At 47.5% G+C, this 17,282-nt stretch carries 21 protein-coding genes; 11 read left to right on the forward strand and 10 right to left on the reverse strand.

Features of this window, described 5'->3' with window-relative positions; translation table 11 throughout:
* Position 1 precedes the first annotated feature (1 nt).
* The 10 genes from Q0135_RS06585 to Q0135_RS06630 are packed head-to-tail and all read right to left on the reverse strand — an operon-like array spanning position 2 to position 9,230.
* Positions 2 to 529 carry an NADH-quinone oxidoreductase subunit J gene (locus Q0135_RS06585; protein ID WP_297989298.1) on the reverse strand — a complete coding sequence of 176 codons (528 nt, stop codon included), beginning with the start codon at positions 527 to 529 and terminating at the stop codon, positions 2 to 4.
* Positions 526 to 1,704, reverse strand: a complete 1,179-nt coding sequence (gene nuoI, locus Q0135_RS06590) for an NADH-quinone oxidoreductase subunit NuoI (RefSeq protein ID WP_297989300.1) — start codon at positions 1,702 to 1,704, stop codon at positions 526 to 528. Before nuoI ends, Q0135_RS06585 begins: the two co-directional genes overlap by 4 nt.
* A 10-nt stretch (positions 1,705 to 1,714) precedes the next feature.
* Entirely contained in the window at positions 1,715 to 2,710 is a 996-nt protein-coding gene (gene nuoH / locus Q0135_RS06595) for an NADH-quinone oxidoreductase subunit NuoH (RefSeq protein ID WP_297989302.1), read from the reverse strand.
* Positions 2,707 to 5,403, reverse strand: a complete 2,697-nt coding sequence (locus Q0135_RS06600) for an NADH-quinone oxidoreductase subunit G (RefSeq protein WP_297989303.1) — start codon at positions 5,401 to 5,403, stop codon at positions 2,707 to 2,709. Before Q0135_RS06600 ends, nuoH begins: the two co-directional genes overlap by 4 nt.
* A gap of 1 nt (position 5,404) precedes the next feature.
* Positions 5,405 to 6,112: a hypothetical protein gene (locus tag Q0135_RS06605; RefSeq protein WP_297989305.1), complete on the reverse strand. Its 708-nt coding sequence runs from the start codon at positions 6,110 to 6,112 to the stop codon at positions 5,405 to 5,407.
* Positions 6,109 to 6,339 (reverse strand): NADH-ubiquinone oxidoreductase subunit E family protein, encoded by a 231-nt coding sequence (locus tag Q0135_RS06610; RefSeq protein ID WP_297989307.1) that lies wholly within the window; start codon positions 6,337 to 6,339, stop codon positions 6,109 to 6,111. The genes Q0135_RS06605 and Q0135_RS06610 overlap by 4 nt, the downstream gene beginning before the upstream one ends.
* Positions 6,336 to 7,562 (reverse strand): NADH dehydrogenase (quinone) subunit D, encoded by a 1,227-nt coding sequence (nuoD, locus tag Q0135_RS06615; protein ID WP_297989309.1) that lies wholly within the window; start codon positions 7,560 to 7,562, stop codon positions 6,336 to 6,338. Before nuoD ends, Q0135_RS06610 begins: the two co-directional genes overlap by 4 nt.
* Entirely contained in the window at positions 7,562 to 8,350 is a 789-nt protein-coding gene (locus Q0135_RS06620) for an NADH-quinone oxidoreductase subunit C (RefSeq protein WP_297989310.1), read from the reverse strand. The genes nuoD and Q0135_RS06620 overlap by 1 nt, the downstream gene beginning before the upstream one ends.
* Positions 8,350 to 8,859 carry an NADH-quinone oxidoreductase subunit B family protein gene (locus tag Q0135_RS06625; protein WP_177386788.1) on the reverse strand — a complete coding sequence of 170 codons (510 nt, stop codon included), beginning with the start codon at positions 8,857 to 8,859 and terminating at the stop codon, positions 8,350 to 8,352. The genes Q0135_RS06620 and Q0135_RS06625 overlap by 1 nt, the downstream gene beginning before the upstream one ends.
* The gene (locus Q0135_RS06630; RefSeq protein WP_297989311.1) at positions 8,841 to 9,230 is read right to left on the reverse strand and encodes an NAD(P)H-quinone oxidoreductase subunit 3; all 390 of its coding nucleotides are present in this window, start codon (positions 9,228 to 9,230) and stop codon (positions 8,841 to 8,843) included. The genes Q0135_RS06625 and Q0135_RS06630 overlap by 19 nt, the downstream gene beginning before the upstream one ends.
* A 173-nt stretch (positions 9,231 to 9,403) precedes the next feature.
* Here Q0135_RS06630 and Q0135_RS06635 point away from each other — a divergent pair, with 173 nt between their 5' ends.
* The 11 genes from Q0135_RS06635 to Q0135_RS06685 all read left to right on the forward strand — a co-directional run bounded on the left by Q0135_RS06635 (position 9,404) and on the right by Q0135_RS06685 (position 17,188).
* Positions 9,404 to 10,966, forward strand: a complete 1,563-nt coding sequence (locus tag Q0135_RS06635; protein ID WP_297989313.1) for an inorganic phosphate transporter — start codon at positions 9,404 to 9,406, stop codon at positions 10,964 to 10,966.
* A gap of 220 nt (positions 10,967 to 11,186) precedes the next feature.
* A complete protein-coding gene (locus Q0135_RS06640) occupies positions 11,187 to 11,945 on the forward strand; it encodes an AzlC family ABC transporter permease (RefSeq protein ID WP_297989315.1) in 759 nt (252 codons plus the stop codon).
* The gene (locus tag Q0135_RS06645; RefSeq protein WP_297989316.1) at positions 11,945 to 12,292 is read left to right on the forward strand and encodes an AzlD domain-containing protein; all 348 of its coding nucleotides are present in this window, start codon (positions 11,945 to 11,947) and stop codon (positions 12,290 to 12,292) included. The genes Q0135_RS06640 and Q0135_RS06645 overlap by 1 nt, the downstream gene beginning before the upstream one ends.
* A 69-nt stretch (positions 12,293 to 12,361) precedes the next feature.
* Positions 12,362 to 13,714, forward strand: a complete 1,353-nt coding sequence (locus tag Q0135_RS06650; RefSeq protein ID WP_297989317.1) for a coproporphyrinogen III oxidase family protein — start codon at positions 12,362 to 12,364, stop codon at positions 13,712 to 13,714.
* Positions 13,715 to 13,841: 127 nt separating this feature from the next.
* A complete protein-coding gene (locus Q0135_RS06655; RefSeq protein WP_297989319.1) occupies positions 13,842 to 14,183 on the forward strand; it encodes a hypothetical protein in 342 nt (113 codons plus the stop codon).
* Between the two features lie 91 nt (positions 14,184 to 14,274).
* Positions 14,275 to 14,550: an immunity 53 family protein gene (locus Q0135_RS06660; protein WP_297989320.1), complete on the forward strand. Its 276-nt coding sequence runs from the start codon at positions 14,275 to 14,277 to the stop codon at positions 14,548 to 14,550.
* 29 nt (positions 14,551 to 14,579) lie between these two features.
* The gene (locus Q0135_RS06665) at positions 14,580 to 15,191 is read left to right on the forward strand and encodes a hypothetical protein (protein ID WP_297989321.1); all 612 of its coding nucleotides are present in this window, start codon (positions 14,580 to 14,582) and stop codon (positions 15,189 to 15,191) included.
* Positions 15,181 to 15,813: a hypothetical protein gene (locus Q0135_RS06670; RefSeq protein WP_297989323.1), complete on the forward strand. Its 633-nt coding sequence runs from the start codon at positions 15,181 to 15,183 to the stop codon at positions 15,811 to 15,813. Before Q0135_RS06665 ends, Q0135_RS06670 begins: the two co-directional genes overlap by 11 nt.
* A gap of 69 nt (positions 15,814 to 15,882) precedes the next feature.
* Positions 15,883 to 16,680, forward strand: a complete 798-nt coding sequence (locus Q0135_RS06675; RefSeq protein WP_297989325.1) for a hypothetical protein — start codon at positions 15,883 to 15,885, stop codon at positions 16,678 to 16,680.
* A gap of 63 nt (positions 16,681 to 16,743) precedes the next feature.
* The gene (locus Q0135_RS06680) at positions 16,744 to 17,016 is read left to right on the forward strand and encodes a hypothetical protein (RefSeq protein WP_297989327.1); all 273 of its coding nucleotides are present in this window, start codon (positions 16,744 to 16,746) and stop codon (positions 17,014 to 17,016) included.
* A gap of 10 nt (positions 17,017 to 17,026) precedes the next feature.
* A complete protein-coding gene (locus tag Q0135_RS06685; RefSeq protein ID WP_297989329.1) occupies positions 17,027 to 17,188 on the forward strand; it encodes a hypothetical protein in 162 nt (53 codons plus the stop codon).
* Positions 17,189 to 17,282 lie beyond the last annotated feature (94 nt).

The following is a 17,282-nucleotide window of genomic DNA, read 5'->3' on the forward strand; positions in this document are numbered from 1 at the left end:
TTTATCCCTCGCTCTCTTCGTATGTCAGGCTTGCGTCCATCTGCTTATGCGCAAGCACGATAGCGCAGATCATCGCCACGAGCAGCATCACGGCTGCAAGCTCGAAAATCGCTAGATATTTCGTAAAAATAATCATCCCAAGCGCCTCGGTATCGTCGGTGTTTAAAATTTTAAGCGTTTCTACGTTGTTTGCGACCACCGCGCCGAGCACGATAATCACGAGCAAAAATGCGATCACGCCGCTAAGCGCGAAAAATAGCCTTGCGCCCTTTTTCGGCTCGCTTACGTTTTTATCCGCGCCCAAAAACATCAGCGCGAAGCCGTAAAGCACGATCACGGCGCCCGTGTAAACTATGATCTGCACCACGCCTAAAAACTCCGCATCCAGCAAGAAGAAAAATCCGCTCATAAATACCATGCCGCCGGCCAGCGCGCTAAGGGCGTAAAGGACGTTTTTGCTAAAAACGCTGATGCAAAAAAGCGCCAGGCAAACCGCGCTGAAAAAATAAAATGCAAGCGTTTGTATCATTGCTCCTCCCCCTGCGCGGCGGAATCCGGCGCGGAACTTTGCGTAGAATTCTCAGCGTCCGCGGCGGAATTCTTTTTAGAATTTGCCTTAGATTTTTTACCTCGCGCGGCGGAATTTCCCGCGTCTTGCGGAACGGAATTTTCTTTAGAATTCTCCAAAGAATCGTCGTTCGTAGCGGAATTATTTTTAAAATTTTCCGTAGAATCGCCGACATAATTTTCAGCGTGCGGCACAACGGAATTCTCTTTAAAATTTTCCGCCAAATTTTTACTATCCATAGCGGAATCTTCGGCGCTTTGAGAAGCGGGGTTTTCTTTGGAATTCCGCTGCGAATCAGGCGCGGAATTTTGAGCGTCCGTAACGGAATTTTCTTTAGAATTTTTGGCGTTCGCGGCGGAGCTTCCCTTTAAGCTTGCCCGCCCCACGTCTTGCCGCTCGGCTAAAATTTCGCCGCTTAAGCCAGCGCTCTTTGAAAATAGAATTTTATCGTTAGCGGCGCCCTCTTTTTTAGAGCTTTCCGCAGCGCTATTTTTTAAATTTGAATCTGCGCTCTTTGAGCTTAGCTCATCGCTTGCGGCGTCGCTTTTTATATAGGCGTTCGGCGTCATCTTGATTCGCGCGCCTGCGTTTTCATCCAGGCTGCCATAGCCCGCAAACTCCTGTGCCGCGCCGTTTAAGCATAAATTTTCGCCGCGGATCAAAAGATCCTCTTTAAAGCCGTAATACGCGCGCTGTTCGCTCGCAAGCTCATATTCGCAGCCGTGCACGATAGCGATCTCGGGGCAGACGTCCGCGCAAAGCCCGCAGTAGACGCAGCGCCCTAAATTTATCGAGTAGTTATCTACCTTTTTGCGGCCGTCGGCGCCGAGGCTTGTCTCCATCGCGATGCAGTTCGCCACGCAGATCTTCTCGCACAAACCGCATCCGATGCAGCGTTCGCTGCCGCTTTCAAGCAGGCGCATAAGCTTGTGCACGCCGCGGTATCTAGGCGGCATGACAAATTTTTCCATAGGATACCGAAGTGTATGCGAGCCGCCGCGCTTAAACATATTTTTTAGCACCACCCACAGCCCCACGAAAAGCTCGCCGCGAAAGGTGCGGGAGAGGAATCTGCGCAGCTTATCGCCGCCGGATTTAATAGGGGTTCGTTTATCGATCTGAGCGTATCTTGCCATCGCGCCCTCCTTAAACGATCGCTAGCGCGGTAATTAGAACGCAAGCAAGAGCTAACGGCATGCAGACTTTCCAGCAAAGCCCCATCAGCTGATCGGGGCGCAGATGCGGCCACGCCGCGCGCGCCCATAGGAAGCAGAAAAACACGAGGCTTGATTTTAATACCATCATAATGCCGCCGGGGATAAACCAAAACGCGTTAAATCCGCCTAAAAAGACCAGCGTCGTAGCGACTGAGTAAGTTATGATATTGGCGTATTCGCCGATAAAAAACATACCCCAGCGCATGCCCGAATACGCCGTACCAGCGCCCGCTACGATCTCAGTTTCGTTTTCGGTGAGGCATAGCGGCGTGCGGTTGCACTCTAGAAAGGCTGCGATGAGAAAGAGCGCGAAGCAGACGGGCTCTTTCCAGATAAACCACTTGTCAATACCGCCGCTTTGCGCGCTTACGATGTCGATGAGCGAGAGCGAGCCCGTGATCATCACGATAGGGATCAGGCTAAGGCCGTTTATCACCTCAAAGCAGGTGATCTGCAAAAACGCGCGAAACGCGCCTATCGTGCCCCATTTATTGTAGCTCGCAAGCCCTCCGATCAGCAGTCCGTAAACGCAGGTACCGCTAGCTCCGAGCAAAAATAAAATTCCCACATTTATATCGCTTAAAATCGGCTGTATCGTCCGCCCGCCGATCGTAAACTCCGGCAGCAGCGGCACTACCGAAAGCGCCACGAAAGCGCCCGTAGCCGATATTATCGGCGCGATTTTAAAAAGAAGCTTATTCGCCCGCGCAGGGATCGCGTCCTCTTTAGTAAAAAGCTTTATCATATCAGCGCCCACCTGCAAAAGCCCCGCAGGCCCGACCATAGAGGGTCCGATCCTGCGCTGCATAAAGGCAAGCACCTTACGCTCGGCATAGGTTGCAAGCCCCGAGAGTAGCGCGATGACGGCTAAAATCACGAGCGCCTTTAAGACGGTAGCTACGAAATAAAATGCACTATCGCTCATCTGCCCTCTCCTTTGGAATTTGAAATTTTCTCGATTTTCACGCTTGCATAGCGCGAGGTTTTGAAAAATATCTCGCCGCGAAGCTTCTCATCAAAATACGGCAGATACGCCCCGCTAAAGCCTGGATCGATCTTTACGCTAGCGACGATTTCGCATTTTAAATTTACGAGCTCAGTCGCGCCGTTTTCGCTATTTTCATCACCAGTAGTATCGGCTTTATACACGGCGCTTGCGCGATCCGTTTTTTTAGCGCGACCAGTGCCGCTTTTATCATTAGCGGCACTCGTTTTGCCCGCGTCGCTAGTTTTTTTATCGTTGCTCGCGCCGTCTGCTTGGTAAATTTTAACGACGTCGCCCGCGCTTACGCCCAGAGCTTCGGCGATGCCGGGGCTTAGATACAGCGCGCCCGCTTCGCCCAGAGCGCTGCTTGCGCCGCTAAATTTATTGAATTGATGCAGCGGATTTGCCTCATAGATTAAAATTTCGCCCTCGCCCGCGCTAATCGGCGCTGAAAGCGAAATTTCAAACTCCTCCTCGCTAGCGGCGAACCCCTCATTTCGCAGCTCATATCCGCGGTGGTTTGCGCCGCCGTTGTCGTAAAAATTTTCTAAATCGTCAAATTTAACCTGCTCAAAATCTGCGCCCAAGCTTGACGTATAGCTGATCGCGTGTTCCGCGCAAACTCCCAGCGCACAGGCGATGTCGTTTAACTCATATCCGCCGTAATCAAGCGCCGCATTTGTAGGCACTACGCGCTTGTCGTAGTTCGTAAACGTGCCCTCCTGCTGCACTAAGCTAGGCGCGTCCAGATCGGCCTCCAGCACGCCGAAGCTTATATCGCCCGCTTCGTTGTAGCCTAGCGTCTCACCCGCGCTCATTTGCGCACTAAGCTCACAGATGAGAGCGACGCCAAGGCTGTTCGTGCGCGGCGGCACCACTAGCACTTTTAGCGGCGTGTAGCGCTGCACCAAGCCCGCTAGACGCGCGAGCGTGGCGCTATTTGGCGTGCGGATAAAATCCTCGCCGATGATGAGCGAAAAACTCTCCTTTTTAGCCAAAAGCTCATCCACTTTCTGCTCGTCCAGCCCGAGCGTGCGGGCAAAATTTGAAATTTTACTTTCCGCGGGATTCTCGGAATTCTGCGCGGAATTTTTTGCGGGATTTTCAGCGCCATCCGCGCCTGCGGAATTTTCGGTACCGCTGGCGCTCGCAATATTCCCGACGCCATTTGCCTCCGCAGAATTCTCAGGATTTTGCGAATCTGCGGGTTTATCGTCTAAATTTTCCTTCGCCGCGGCGCGCGAAATTTCAAATTCCGCCGCGAGTTTCGCATCCAGCCACTCAGGCAGATCGCGCCCGAACTTTTGCAAGATCCAAAGCAGGATCTGCGCCTCCAAGCCCGCGGCGTGTGGCTGATGGATGAAATTTTTACCAAAGCTCTTAATTCCCTCGTCGCAAAACGGATGAAAATAGATCCCGCTTGCCTTATTTAGCTTGCAGGCGCTGTTTACCGCATAGCCTAGATTTGGAGCGTCGCTGCGCAAAAATGTGCCGCAAACGACGATAAAATCGCTATTTTTAATCGTCTGCGAATCCGCATTATAAAATTTCGTGCCGCTAAGCTTAGAAAATTCGCGCAGGAATTTTTGATACGCAAGCGCTTCGTCGTTAATCAGAGCGAGCTTAAATTTTTGCCGCAAAAGCTCTAAAATCCGAGCTTCTTCGTTGGTGATGAAGCTATTAAATTTGATATTTTTGATCTCGCCGTCCTCGATGCCGCGCACGATGCGGTTAAAAACCGCTTCGTTTTTGCTCGCCCGCTCGTTTGAAAAATCCCAGCCGAAGCGTGCTGCGGCGTGCAGGACGCTAAAATTTATGTCACTACTAACGCGATAAATTTTTTCACGCGGGTCGCCTATGCCGCGGCGCTTGATCTCGTAATAAAGCAGTTCGCAGTCGCTGCTGTGCGGGTTGGAAGCGGGGATTTGGCGCAGCTCCCAGGCGTTTGAAACGTATTTAAATGCGCTCTCTACCAGAGCCCCAGTCGGGCAAACCGCCGCGCTCTCACCGTAGTTTACGCAATCATCATTTTCATTTACCCGCGCGATTAGGCTTTTTTGCAGTTTGTTCCACACGGCGTAGGCGTCTTTGGGCATCGCGTCCTTTTGCTCCTTACTCGGCGCGTCTCCGCCGCGCGGAACGAGCTTAAACGCATCTACGCCTAAGCGGTCTTTCGCGGCGGTGATACAGCGCTCGCAAACGATGCAAAGGCTAGGATCGTAGCTCAAATAACCCCAATCCTGCACCTCGCGCGCCGTATCGCGGATAGCGTAGCTTTGGGCATTTGTGCGCATCAGATGGGCTAAATTTTGAAGCTCGCACTCGCCGCTTTGATCGCAAACCCCGCACGCCATCGGATGGTTGATACAATAAACCTGCGTGATCGCTTCGCGCTCGACATCGATCTCGGGGCTGCGGCTGTAAACGACCATGCCGTCCTTGGCCTTGGCGTTGCAGCTATAGACGCGCTTGCCGTCCGCTTCGACCATACAAAGTCTGCATGCTAATGTCGGCGTACCGCCGCTTAGATAACAAAGCGCAGGGATAAAAACGCCGCAGCGACGCGCGACCTGCAAGATGTACTCGCCCTCGTCGCACTCGCAAGCTTTACCGTCGATCGTGATCTTTGCCATTTTAAACCTTAGAAATTTCGGCTAGTTCGAAATTATAGCCGCTAAAGCCCCGTCCGCCCGAGCCTAGAAGTGCGATCGCGCCATTTATCCACCCCTCTTGGATAAATTCTTTTTCCAAATTTAAATGCGGCGTTTTGATGCGGACGCGATCGCCGTATTTGATCTTTGCGACCATACTAAAATACACTCCGCCGACGAGCCGATCATCCGCATCGTGTTTGAAAACCACGGCGCCGTCGAAGTTCATAGGCTCTTTAAGCGGGCTTAAATTTACCGCATGCGGTGCGGCCAGCTCCACTTGCTCGCCGCGTAAGCTTAAAATTTTAACTCCGAATTCTGCCGCTATGAGAGATAGAAAGACTTTGATATTTTCGGCATCGGGATGAGTTTTAATAAGCGCATCGTCGATCAAAAGCGCGTCGCAGCCTCCCCGTAAAAACTCGCAAATCTGCTCGATCTCCTCCTCGCCCACGTTGCTTTCGCCGTTTAGATACTCCAGATCCAGCTCCGCGAAATATGGCTCGTCGCAAAAGCTCGCGCAGATTAGCGCCAGCACGAAGTTTTGCGCGCCGATCTCGCATTTAATCAGCTCACTTTCTAAATACGGATCTTGCAACGGAGATACGCTTAAAATTTTAGCGTGTTTAAAACCTTCCGTAAGCCCTGGACTTTGCAGTCTAAGTAGCGGCGCAAAATTTAAAATTTTCATATTCTCCCCTTTTTTGCGACTATCATCCAATCGACCTGGTTATATCGGATGGAATTTAATAGCGTGGAATTTAGCCCCTCCACCAGATCTGCGCTTTTTTGAACCGCGCTGAAATCGCCCATCTCAAACATAAAGATCATCGTCTCGCCGTGAGCGGAATTTTTTAAAATTTCGCCCATGCGGTTTAAAAATTTATCGCCCAGATGCCTTAAATCATATCGCTTCATCGATCCACCTCGCCTAAGATAATATTAGTGCTGCCGATGATCGCCGCGGCGTCGGCAAGATACTGCCCCGGTAAAATTTCCTCATAGACCGCGCAATGCCAAAAGCTCGGCGTGCGGATCTTAAGGCGGTACGGGCGGCTTTCGCCCATCGAGCGGATATAAAATCCAAGCTCGCCCTTAGGACTCTCGCTCGCGGCGTAAATTTCGCCTACCGGCGGGCGTAAGCCCTGAGTGACTAGCACGAAATGCTGCATCAGCGAGTAGTTTTGCGTCATGATCTGCTCTTTGCTAGGATTTACGTAAGCGGGGTCGATCGCTAAAATTTGCGGATCGCTCAGCGGATAGTGCTTCGCGCACTGGCGCAAAATTTTAAGACTCTCGCGCATCTCCGCCATATAGCATTTATAACGCGCGTAGCAGTCGCCCTCGCTCGCATACGGCACGTCGAAATCAAGCTCGTCGTAGATGAGATAGGGCTCTTCCTTGCGGATATCCCACGCATGCCCGCTAGCGCGCAGCGTTACTCCGCTACAGCCGCAGCTAAGGGCATCTTCGTGCGAGATCACGCCCACGCCCTCGGTTCGCATTAGCCAAATTCTATTCGTATCGAGCATATCTTCAAATTCTTTAATGTCGCTCGGGAACTCGTCGCAAAATTTCAACATCTCTTCTAACCAGCCGTTAGGCAGATCCAAAAAGACGCCGCCGATTTTGACGTTATTGTGCGTAAGGCGCGCGCCGCAGTATTTCTCTATGAGATCAAGTATGTATTCGCGCGAACGAAAGCAGTAGAGAAACACCGTCATCGCGCCGATATCAAGCGCGTGCGTACCCAAAAACAGAAGGTGCGAGCTGATGCGATTAAGCTCCAATAGGATCGTGCGGATGATCTGCGCGCGACGCGGCACTTCGATGCCGCAGAGCTTCTCGACCGCAGCGCAAAAGCCGTAGTTGTTCGAGCCCGATGCGACGTAATCGACGCGGTCCGTTACGGGAACAAATTCTGCGTAGATCATATTTTCGGCCATCTTTTCGATGCCTCGGTGCATATAGCCCACGCCGGGGCGGGCTCGCACGATGCGCTCGCCGTCAAGCTCCAGCACTAGCTTTAGCTGACCGTGCGCGCTTGGGTGCTGCGGGCCGAAATTTAAGATCATATTCGCGCCATCGCGCTCGTACTCGATGTTTTCGAAAAACGGTCTTAGCTTGCTTGGATTTTGCATTATTTTCTCTTTGTAATGATCTTGTAAATTCCGCGTTTAGCGCGTTTTACGAAGCGCACGCCGCCCTCTTCTTGGTATTCTTGTAAAATTTTCTCTTGCGGGCGCGGCTCGCCTTTAGCGCCCTCGTGATAGAGCCGCGCGAAGTTAAAGGTATCCTTTTCATCTACGAATGCGGAATTTCGGTTTTCTTCGCCGATCCGCTCGCGCGCGCCGACCCCAAAAATTTTATCCACCTCGTACCACTTGGCAAAATCGTCTCCTTGCAGCGGATAGGACTTCAAAAGCGGGTGTCCGAACCAATCATCGGGCATTATTAGGCGCGCCAAATTTGGATGATTTTCAATCCAAACGCCCATCATATCGTATAGTTCGCGCTCCGCCCAGTTCGCGCTTTTGTAGATGCCCGCAGCGCTTTGCAAAAAGCTCTCATTCGGCACGAAGCACTTTAGCCGCGCGCGGCGCGCCCTTTTGATGTCCAAAAGCTGATAAAAAACCTCGATGCCGCCGCGAGCCTCGGTAAAATCTACGCCGCTTAGCTCGCATAAAATTTCATATCCGGCACTCTTAAGCGCGCGTAGCGCCGCTAAATTTTGCGTAGGCTCTACGTAGAGCACGAGGGCGCTAAATTCCACATATGAGTTTAAAATTTGGATGCCTTCAAGCGCGTCCAGATCGTCTTTGAAATCGCTTTTGGCTACCTCCACCTTCGGCGTTTCTTCGGGGATGAAAAATCTGTCTTTGTAGTAATTCTTTTTACTCTGATCGCCTTTGGGATTAAATTTTCTCATCAGATCAGCCTTTTTGCCTTTTGTGCACGGCGCGGCGTTTGGGTGCGGATCTTTTTTTGCAGCACCATCAGCGCAAACTGCAGCGTCTCGGGACGAGGCGCACATCCGGGTAGATAAATATCCACAGGCACTATGCGGTCGCAGCCCTGCACCGTTGCATAGGTATTAAACATCCCTCCGGTATTGGCGCAACTACCCATACTGATGACCCATTTGGGCTCGGGCATCGCGTCGTATAGGCGGCGCGTAAACTCGGCGTGCTTTTTGCTAAGCGTGCCTGCGATTATCATTACATCCGATTGCTTGGCGCTTGCGCGAAATATCGTGCCGAAGCGGTCGAAGTCAAATCTGCCCGCGCCCGCCGCCATCATCTCGATCGCACAGCACGCAAGCCCGTACGTCATCGCCCACAAAGAGTTGCTCCTGCCCCACGCAATCAGCTTATCAACGGTGGTGAGAACTACGGGAAGCCCGTTTTCGCGCGCGTAGTTTATCTTATGCTCTGCCAATTTAGCGCTCCTTTTTTCCAGGCGTAGATGAAACCGATGCCTAATAATACGATGAAAAACGCCATCTCCACGAGCCCGAACACGCCTAAAATTTTAAAATTTACCGCCCACGGAAACATAAAGATAATCTCGACGTCAAAAAGTATGAAAAGCACGGCTATCAAAAAAAAGTGGGAGTTCATTCGGTTGGGCTGTTTGACGGCCTCGGGGCCGCTTTCGTAAATTTCGCCCTTTAGCCGCTCGTCGCACTTGTCTGCCAAACGCGAGCCCACCAAAGAGGATAATTTAACGATGAGCGAAAAGACGCAAAAAGCCAGGATTAGCATTACAAATATTCCGAAATATGGGCTTTGCAGCGGAATTCTAGACATTTTTCGCCTCGGTTTTAAAATTTAATGCGGATTGTAACGAAGTATTGATTTAATAAAGCTTAGCGCGCGCCACTAAATTCGCTTTTAAAATTAAAATTTATATACCTCGCCCGTGCGATTTAGTGGGGATTAAGGCGCGTGTGGTAAAATTTCGCGGATTTTAAGGGAGAGCTATGAAATCTAGCAAGATAAGTCTCATTTTCTACGGCATATTCTGCGGCGTAACAATCTATTTTCTTATCTGGGGATTCGGTTTTATAGGAAGCGGCGATAAAATGCTATTTTTAGTTTCGGTATTTTTGGGCATCTTTATGGCCTTTAATATCGGCGGAAACGACGTGGCAAATTCCTTCGGCACCAGCGTCGGAAGCGGCACTCTTAGCATCGCGCAAGCCCTTTGTATCGCGGCGGTATTTGAAGCAAGCGGCGCGGTAATCGCAGGCGGCGAAGTAACTTCGACGATCCGCAGCGGCATAATCGATCTTAGCAAAATAGACGTGCATCCTAGAGATTTTATCTACGTAATGATGAGCGCGCTTTTTGCGGCGGGGGCATGGTTGCTTTTTGCCAGCAGAAAGGGTTTGCCCGTATCCACTACTCATGCGATCATAGGCGGTATCGTGGGCTCGGGACTTACGCTAGGCGCCCTGCTTAATACCGCAGAGACTTCCGCATTGTGGCTCGTGCAATGGGATAAGATCGGCAAAATAGCGATCTCTTGGGTGCTCTCGCCAATTTTGGGCGGAGTGATCTCCTTTGGAATTTTCTGGCTAATTAAGCATTACATTTTGGATTACAACCGCTACGCTCAAATAAAGATCGACCGCATAAAGCGCGAAAAAAAATCTCTCCGCAAGCTGCATAAAAAGACCTTCGAGACTCTGGACGACATCCAAAAGATCGCCTATGCAGAGGCGCTAAATCACGATATTTACGCGATGCGCGATCCAGATTTTGACCCAAGCGAGCTGGATAGCGAGTACTATAAAAAGGTGATCGAGCTTGACGCTAAAAAAGAGAAGCTCAAATCCCACAAGGCCCTAGAGTACGGAATCCCTGCCGTAGCCGGTATCGGAGCCTTCGTAATCTCGGCGATGCTGATATTTAAGGGGCTGCATAATCTAAATTTCGGGCTTACGAATTTTTACAACTACCTCATCATCGGTATGTCGACGCTAATTACCTGGCTTTTGATGTTTATTTTTGCTAAAACCCTGCGCCGCTCAAATTTAAACAAATCCGCGTTTTTGATGTTTAGCTGGCTGCAAGTGCTCACCGCTAGCGGCTTTGCGTTTTCGCATGGCAGCAACGACATTGCAAACGCCGTGGGTCCGTTCGCCGCCATCATCGATACGATGGCTACGAATAGTATCAATCCCTCCACTCCCGTGCCGCAGCAGATTATGATAATGTTCGCAGTAGCCCTCATAGCGGGGCTTTGGTTCATAGGCAAAGAGGTGATCGCCACCGTAGGCACCAATCTTACAAAAATCCACCCGGCCTCGGGCTTTAGCGCCGAGCTCGCAAGCGCCGTCGTCGTCATGGCGGCATCGGTGCTGGGGCTGCCGATCTCCTCGACTCACGTGCTAATCGGCGCGATTTTGGGTATCGGCTTGGTAAATCACAGCACGAACTGGTCCTTGATGAAGCCGATCGGGCTAGCGTGGATCATTACCCTGCCCGTCTCGGCGCTGCTTTCGGCGTTTGCATTCGTGCTTTTGCGCCACGTATTTTAGGCTAAATTTAAAAATCCGCTCCCCTGAATTTTAAAATTTCGTAAAATTCTACGCAGGCTAAATTTTAAAATTTTATGGCGCCGAAGCGAGTAAATTTTGCAGCTCCTCTTGCGGCGAATCACAGCGCAAAACTCGCTTCCAGCGGCACAGATTCGCCCGCATGCCCTGTAAAATTTAATAAAATTTTCGCTACAATCGCGCTTTTAAATTTAGGAAAGCTATGAGTAAATTTGAAATTTTCAGATCCACCCTCGCCGTGATGATGGGCTACGTGCCGCTGGGGCTGGCGTTTGGTATCTACGGCATCAGCCAAGATCTGCCCGTCTGGGCGCTGGCGCTAACCTCACTGCTAATCTACGCAGGCAGCGTGGAGTTCGTGCTGATCGCCTTCATCGTAACTCACGCCTCGCTCGTAGATACCTTCGTCGTGGCGTTTTTGCTAAATTTTCGCCATTTTTTCTATACGATGTCGCTGCTGGACGAGCTGCGCTTCGTGCGTCATAAAATTTACGCCGTGTATGCCCTTACGGACGAAACCTTTGCGCTGCTAAAAGCGCGCGCTTTTTTGCGCCCCGAGGAGCTTAGCGGCGAGCGACCCGTAACGCCGCAAAGACCAAACGAGCTTGATCTGCTCTATAATCTGACCGCGGTTTTAAATCAATCCTACTGGGTTGCGGGCGTCGTTGCAGGGGCTGTTTTGGGAGCAAGCTTAAAGCTCGATTTTAGCGGGGTCGAGTTTAGCCTGACGGCGCTTTTTGCGATGCTAACCTATGAGGTTTTTAAAGCGAACCCGCAATACAAAGTGCTATTTCTGGGCTTTGGCTGCGCGTTTGCGGGGCTTTTTGTCTTTCCTGCAAAATACTTTTTATTCGGCACCCTAATTTTCGGCACTGCGGTACTGCTGCTCTTTCGTAAATATTTCGAGCGACCTTCGCACACGGGACGCAGGCTGCGAAAATTCTTAAAAAGGAGCAGGTAGTGGAAATTTTACCCTATATCTTTCTGGCCTCGCTCGCTACGATTTTGACGCGATTTTTGCCGCTGCTGCTTTTTAAGAAAAAGACCGCGAGTCCAAATCTGGCGTATTTGCAAAAAAACTCCGGACTTTTGATAATGGTCGTTTTGACGATTTATGCACTTAAAACTATGCTGCCTAGCTTTTCGGGCGAGCGGGCTTTTAGCGCGGACGCGCTGCAAACGGCGGCGCTGCTACTTTGCCTGATTATGGCTTTTTGCATGCATGCTAAATTTCGCAATTCGCTCGTGACGATAACGCTTCCTACGCTAATATATATGGCGGTGCTACGCTTTTTATTGAATTCTTGATAAATTTATAAGTTAGTTTTCGATAAACTTCAAAAATTAATTTTTAAGTTTAAAAAAGGCTAAAGTTTTATGAATTTTATCAGTCAAATGGTGCATAGCTTCGCTAAAAAATACGCTGCCGAAACTATGCAAAAATCTCTATATAATTCCCTTAGAATCGACATCACGCAGGAAAATATCGCTAAAATTCCAAACCCAGATAAAAAATATATGCTCTACATGCACGTACCCTTTTGTCACACGTTTTGCCCGTACTGCTCCTTTCACAAATACGCCTACGAGCGCGGTGCGTGCAAGGCGTATTTCAGCGCGCTACGCACCGAAATGCAGCGCACGAAAGACGCAGGCTACGACTTTGAGACGCTTTATGTAGGCGGCGGCACAACGCTCATCGACGAAGATGAGCTAGTGCGCACGCTGGAGCTTGCAAAGTCGCTTTTTAGCATTAAAGAGGTTTCATGCGAGAGCGATCCCAACCACATCGAGCCTGAGAGCTTGCTGCGATTTCGCGGGTTAATAGATCGCTTAAGCGTGGGGGTTCAGAGTTTTGACGACGATATTTTACGCAAAGCTTCACGCTACGACAAATTTGGCTCGGGCGAAATTTTACAAGAAAAGCTATCTCGAGCGGTCGGAATTTTGCCGATTTTAAGCCTGGATCTGATCTTTAATTTTCCATTTCAAACTCGCGAAATTTTACTTCGCGACATCGAAGCGGCAAAGGCGGTAAAACCGGAGCAGATCACGCTGTATCCGCTGATGAAATCCCCTTTGATGCGCGATCAAATAGCGCGGAGCCTCGGCGTTAGCAATGTAGATCACGAAGAGGAATTTTACTCTATCATCTGCAAGGAATTTTCTAGCTGGCACCGCAGCAACGCATGGGCTTTCGCTCGCGAGAAATCAAACATCAACGACGAGTATGTAGGCACAAACCACGAATACGTAGGCATCGGAAGCGGCGCGTTTAGTTTCTTAGGCGGCAGGCTGCTCGTAAATGCGTTTAATCTCGAAGACTACGCAAGCAGGGTGCACAAAAACGAAAGTACCGTCATCGCCACCTGCGATTTTAGCAGATCCGAGCGCGCGAAATACCTCTTTTTGACCGAGCTTTTTAACGGCGAGATCGATATCGCTAAATTTAACGCTGCAAACGATATAAATTTGCGCCGCGAACTGGGCAGAGAGCTTAGCCTGTTAAGGCTTGCAGGAGCCGTACGCATCGAGGGCGAGATCATCCGCACGACGGAATTCGGCGCGTATTTGTGCCTTGTTTTGATGAAGGAATTTTACACCGGCATGGACAAGGTGCGCGCGGCGTTTCGCGACGACGCCAAGATTAAGCGCGCAAAACAGCTCATCATCATGGACGAAAGCGAATCCGCCGCAACCGGCGCGGCAAAAAGCGAGATAGCGTCGTAATTTTGCGCCCGACCGCTTCGGCTAGCGCTTGGACGCACCCGCGACTTGAGCGCAAATACCGTCTGGCATTTAAAACACAAACGAATCTTTGATTTCAAAATTTAGGAGCGCCGCTGTGAAAGGCAGAATGGTCAAACTATTCATTTTATTTCTGTTTTTTGTCCTTGTATTTGAGCTCGTCGGCAATCTTTTTAACTTCGGCCGCTTCCCCTTTCATAAAAGCTGCGAGCCGTTTATGATGATAAACCGCCATATAACCGGTGATTCAAACGATATGTGCATAATGCAGCTTATGGAGCAGGGCAACAAAAGAGATCTTTCGCTATATTACTATAAAACTAAATTTAATCTTGAGAAGCCATTGTCCGAACTGGATGAAAAAGCTATAAAATTTTTAAATATTCCGAACTCGAAGATAATCACCGTAAATAAAGATGGCTTGGAAAAGAAATTTTTAATAAGCGATTAAATTTAAATAGCAAAGAAGCCCTGCTTCAATTGCAATATCAAAGCCTAACAAATCGAGAATTTTAAAATTTATAAAATTAAAGGAGGAAACAATGAGTAATCTAAAACTCATACAAAACTGGTACGCTTCCAAATGCGACGGAGAATGGGAGCATGAATATGGCCTTACGCTAGAAACGGTCGATAATCCCGGTTGGTTGATTAAAATCGATGGCGAGAGCGGGAAAAAGCCGATCAAAATAAATATCGATAGAGATGACGAGGATTGGTTTTTCATCAATGCCACGGAAAACAAACTCAAAGGAAGTTGCGGAGCCGAAAATTTAGAGGAATTATTGGAGCATGTAGTAAAATGGCTAACGGATTAAAATTTAGCAAGGCAGATAAAGGAGTTTAGATGATCGAAGTCGAGATAAAAAACGAATCTTGCAAAAAGACCGAAGTTACGCTTGCAAATATCGAAATTGTTAAGGACGCCGTAAAGGAATTCGCCTATAAAAGCTTTAAGGGCAGCTATCTGTTTTTTGATATTTACGGCGAGATAGATAGGGATTTTCGCGTGCTTGGAGCAATAGGCGAAGGAGATGAAAAGAATATCCGAAAAATAGATCTTAAAAAATATGAAAGAAGCTCTGTAGGCGCCACCGACATATCGCAAGATATGGAGGGCGTGGAATTCTGCACCTATTTTAAGCTTGATCAAAGTGAAATTTTAAAGCAAATATTATATTATATAGCCTATGAAAGATTTGAAGGCGGCTATTACGCAAAGGGTAAATTTATAGGCAAAAACAGAGACGATCTTATTTTTATCGGTATCTGCGGCGATGTAAAAAATTGCGCCGAAATAAAGAGCGTCGATTTAGATGAAATAATAAAAAGTATGCCCAAGCTCTCGGAATCAAATAATTTTTATATTAACGAGTTTATGAGATCAACCAAACGGATCGATGAGGTAAATTCTATCGGCAACCGATTAAATTTAAAAAGGAGATACTATGAAATTTAAAATTTTGAAACCGAATGAACTATACGGCTGGGTTTTTAACAAAGATGAAGAACTTTATAAGGCTTTAGGATTTGATTGCTGGATGGATTCGTTTATTCGCATATTAGCTCAAATTCCCGGTACCAGAAAAAAAGATATTTTGGATTACCTTGAATATGAAATCTTTGATTGGTACGAATGGTTTGAACTATATGGGATTATCCGAAGCGACTATATGCTAGCGGACGAAGATAACCCTGAAATTTCAGCCTATCCGACATACGCGGGAGAGTATTTCGGAGTAATGGGCCAGCTGTTTTTAGGGGGTATGATAGACTTCGGCATAGAGGGCGAAAATTTAAGAAAGAAATGGGCTGACTTCGATACGAATTTATCCAAGATCGATCTAGGTATGTCGCTTTATGAAAAGTGGATATATTTCAGGGATAATTTCTTTTTTGGATATAAATTTTTAGAGGAGGAGAACATCACTCCCCGAGCAGAGATAACCTGGAAAAATCCCGATACCTGGAGTAGATTTAGCCACTGGATGTGTATGACTAAGGCGGGCAAAGAGTATCGTGATAAAATTTTAAAGCCGAGGCTTTATGAAAAGTATAAAGATGTGAGTATAGAGGTGTAATTTAGCGATTACAAATAACGAAAATTTATTATGAACATGTTTAATCTAGCAAGCAAAAAAGGACTTTGAATGACTATCTTACCAATATCAACCTTCGACAATGACTTACAAAGAGGCGATATTATAAAATTTAACGACGATGAGCTTATGGTCTGCGATGAGCGATGTTTCTGGACAGAAAATCCTTGTCTTTTAAATTTAAAAGATAACAGATACTTTGAGCTTCCTAGCGAGATGCTATCAAGTAAAGCGGGGTTTGTCGTGAACAAGGAGCAATTGATTCATAATTTAGCAAATTTCGGTATCAATGCGGACCCCCAGGAGGTATTTATATGCTCCGATAATTATCTTAGTAGCGATGAACTGAAAGATTACAAAGAAGACTGCGACGAAACAATCCCCGGTTTCAGACTGATAAAACCTAGGGATAAATTCGGACGCAATAGACGCATAAAGAGAAATCTAATGAAAAAATTTAGTATTCCTCTCTTGAAATTTCGCGGAAAGATCGAGGTTGGAGATATTATCGAATGTAGAAAATCCTGCTATCCATACGAGAAAAATGTAAGCTTTATCGCGATAAAAGCAAAAGACGATGATGGAGTAAATTTTATAAAATTGATCGTAATTAGCGGCTACAAGGCGGGCTTATGGGTTTTGCCGTTTTTATTTGAAACGGATAAAAACACAATAGAAGCAGACTGGCTAATTAAAAATTGGAAATATATTTTTGATGGCTGCTGTGATATAAGGCACACTTATGTAAATTTACAAAATCGAAAAGAGATTTTAAATTTTACCGATAAGCAACTGAAAAATTTTATAAAAATTAAGCGAAAGAGATTAAAATTTAAAAATAAGAAGTGATATAATGCCTCGCCAATCGACATTATCAATATATACGGGCAAGAATACACACAAGGAGAAAATATGGTTAAAGTATTAAAATTTATAATTTGCGCCGTAGTAGTTTTGTTATTATTTATAATTTATGAAAGTACTTTGTGTGCAAAGTGCGATTATACGTTTTTTGTAGAGGAAAGGCTTATGGGTAGATTATTGATAGCAATCGATACAAATGATATAAATTTAGTAAGATATATTGCCGTCCAGGGCAGAGTTTGCAAAAAAGCCGATGTCCATAATAGAGCGCTTAAAGAATTAAGAAAAATGGAATCGGAAAATAATAGGACTAATGAGTAAACCGGGTTTTATGGAACATAAAAAGAGATATGAAAAAAGCGAAATTTACAAGATGGCTTTCTTACTTACTCTTGCTTCCTTATCGACTACCACCCTACTTTCCGATACTCCGCCGCTTTGTAAAATTTCAGACGTAGGCGCTAATTTATGCGCGCACCTAAACACCGCGTAAAATTCTAAAACTCCGCGTGAAATTTTAAAATTTCAAATCCTTTGCGTCTTGCTAAATTTCTAAATTTTACAGTTTCAAATTTCGCGGATTAAAC

Source organism: uncultured Campylobacter sp. (assembly GCF_937981295.1).
GTDB lineage: Bacteria > Campylobacterota > Campylobacteria > Campylobacterales > Campylobacteraceae > Campylobacter_B.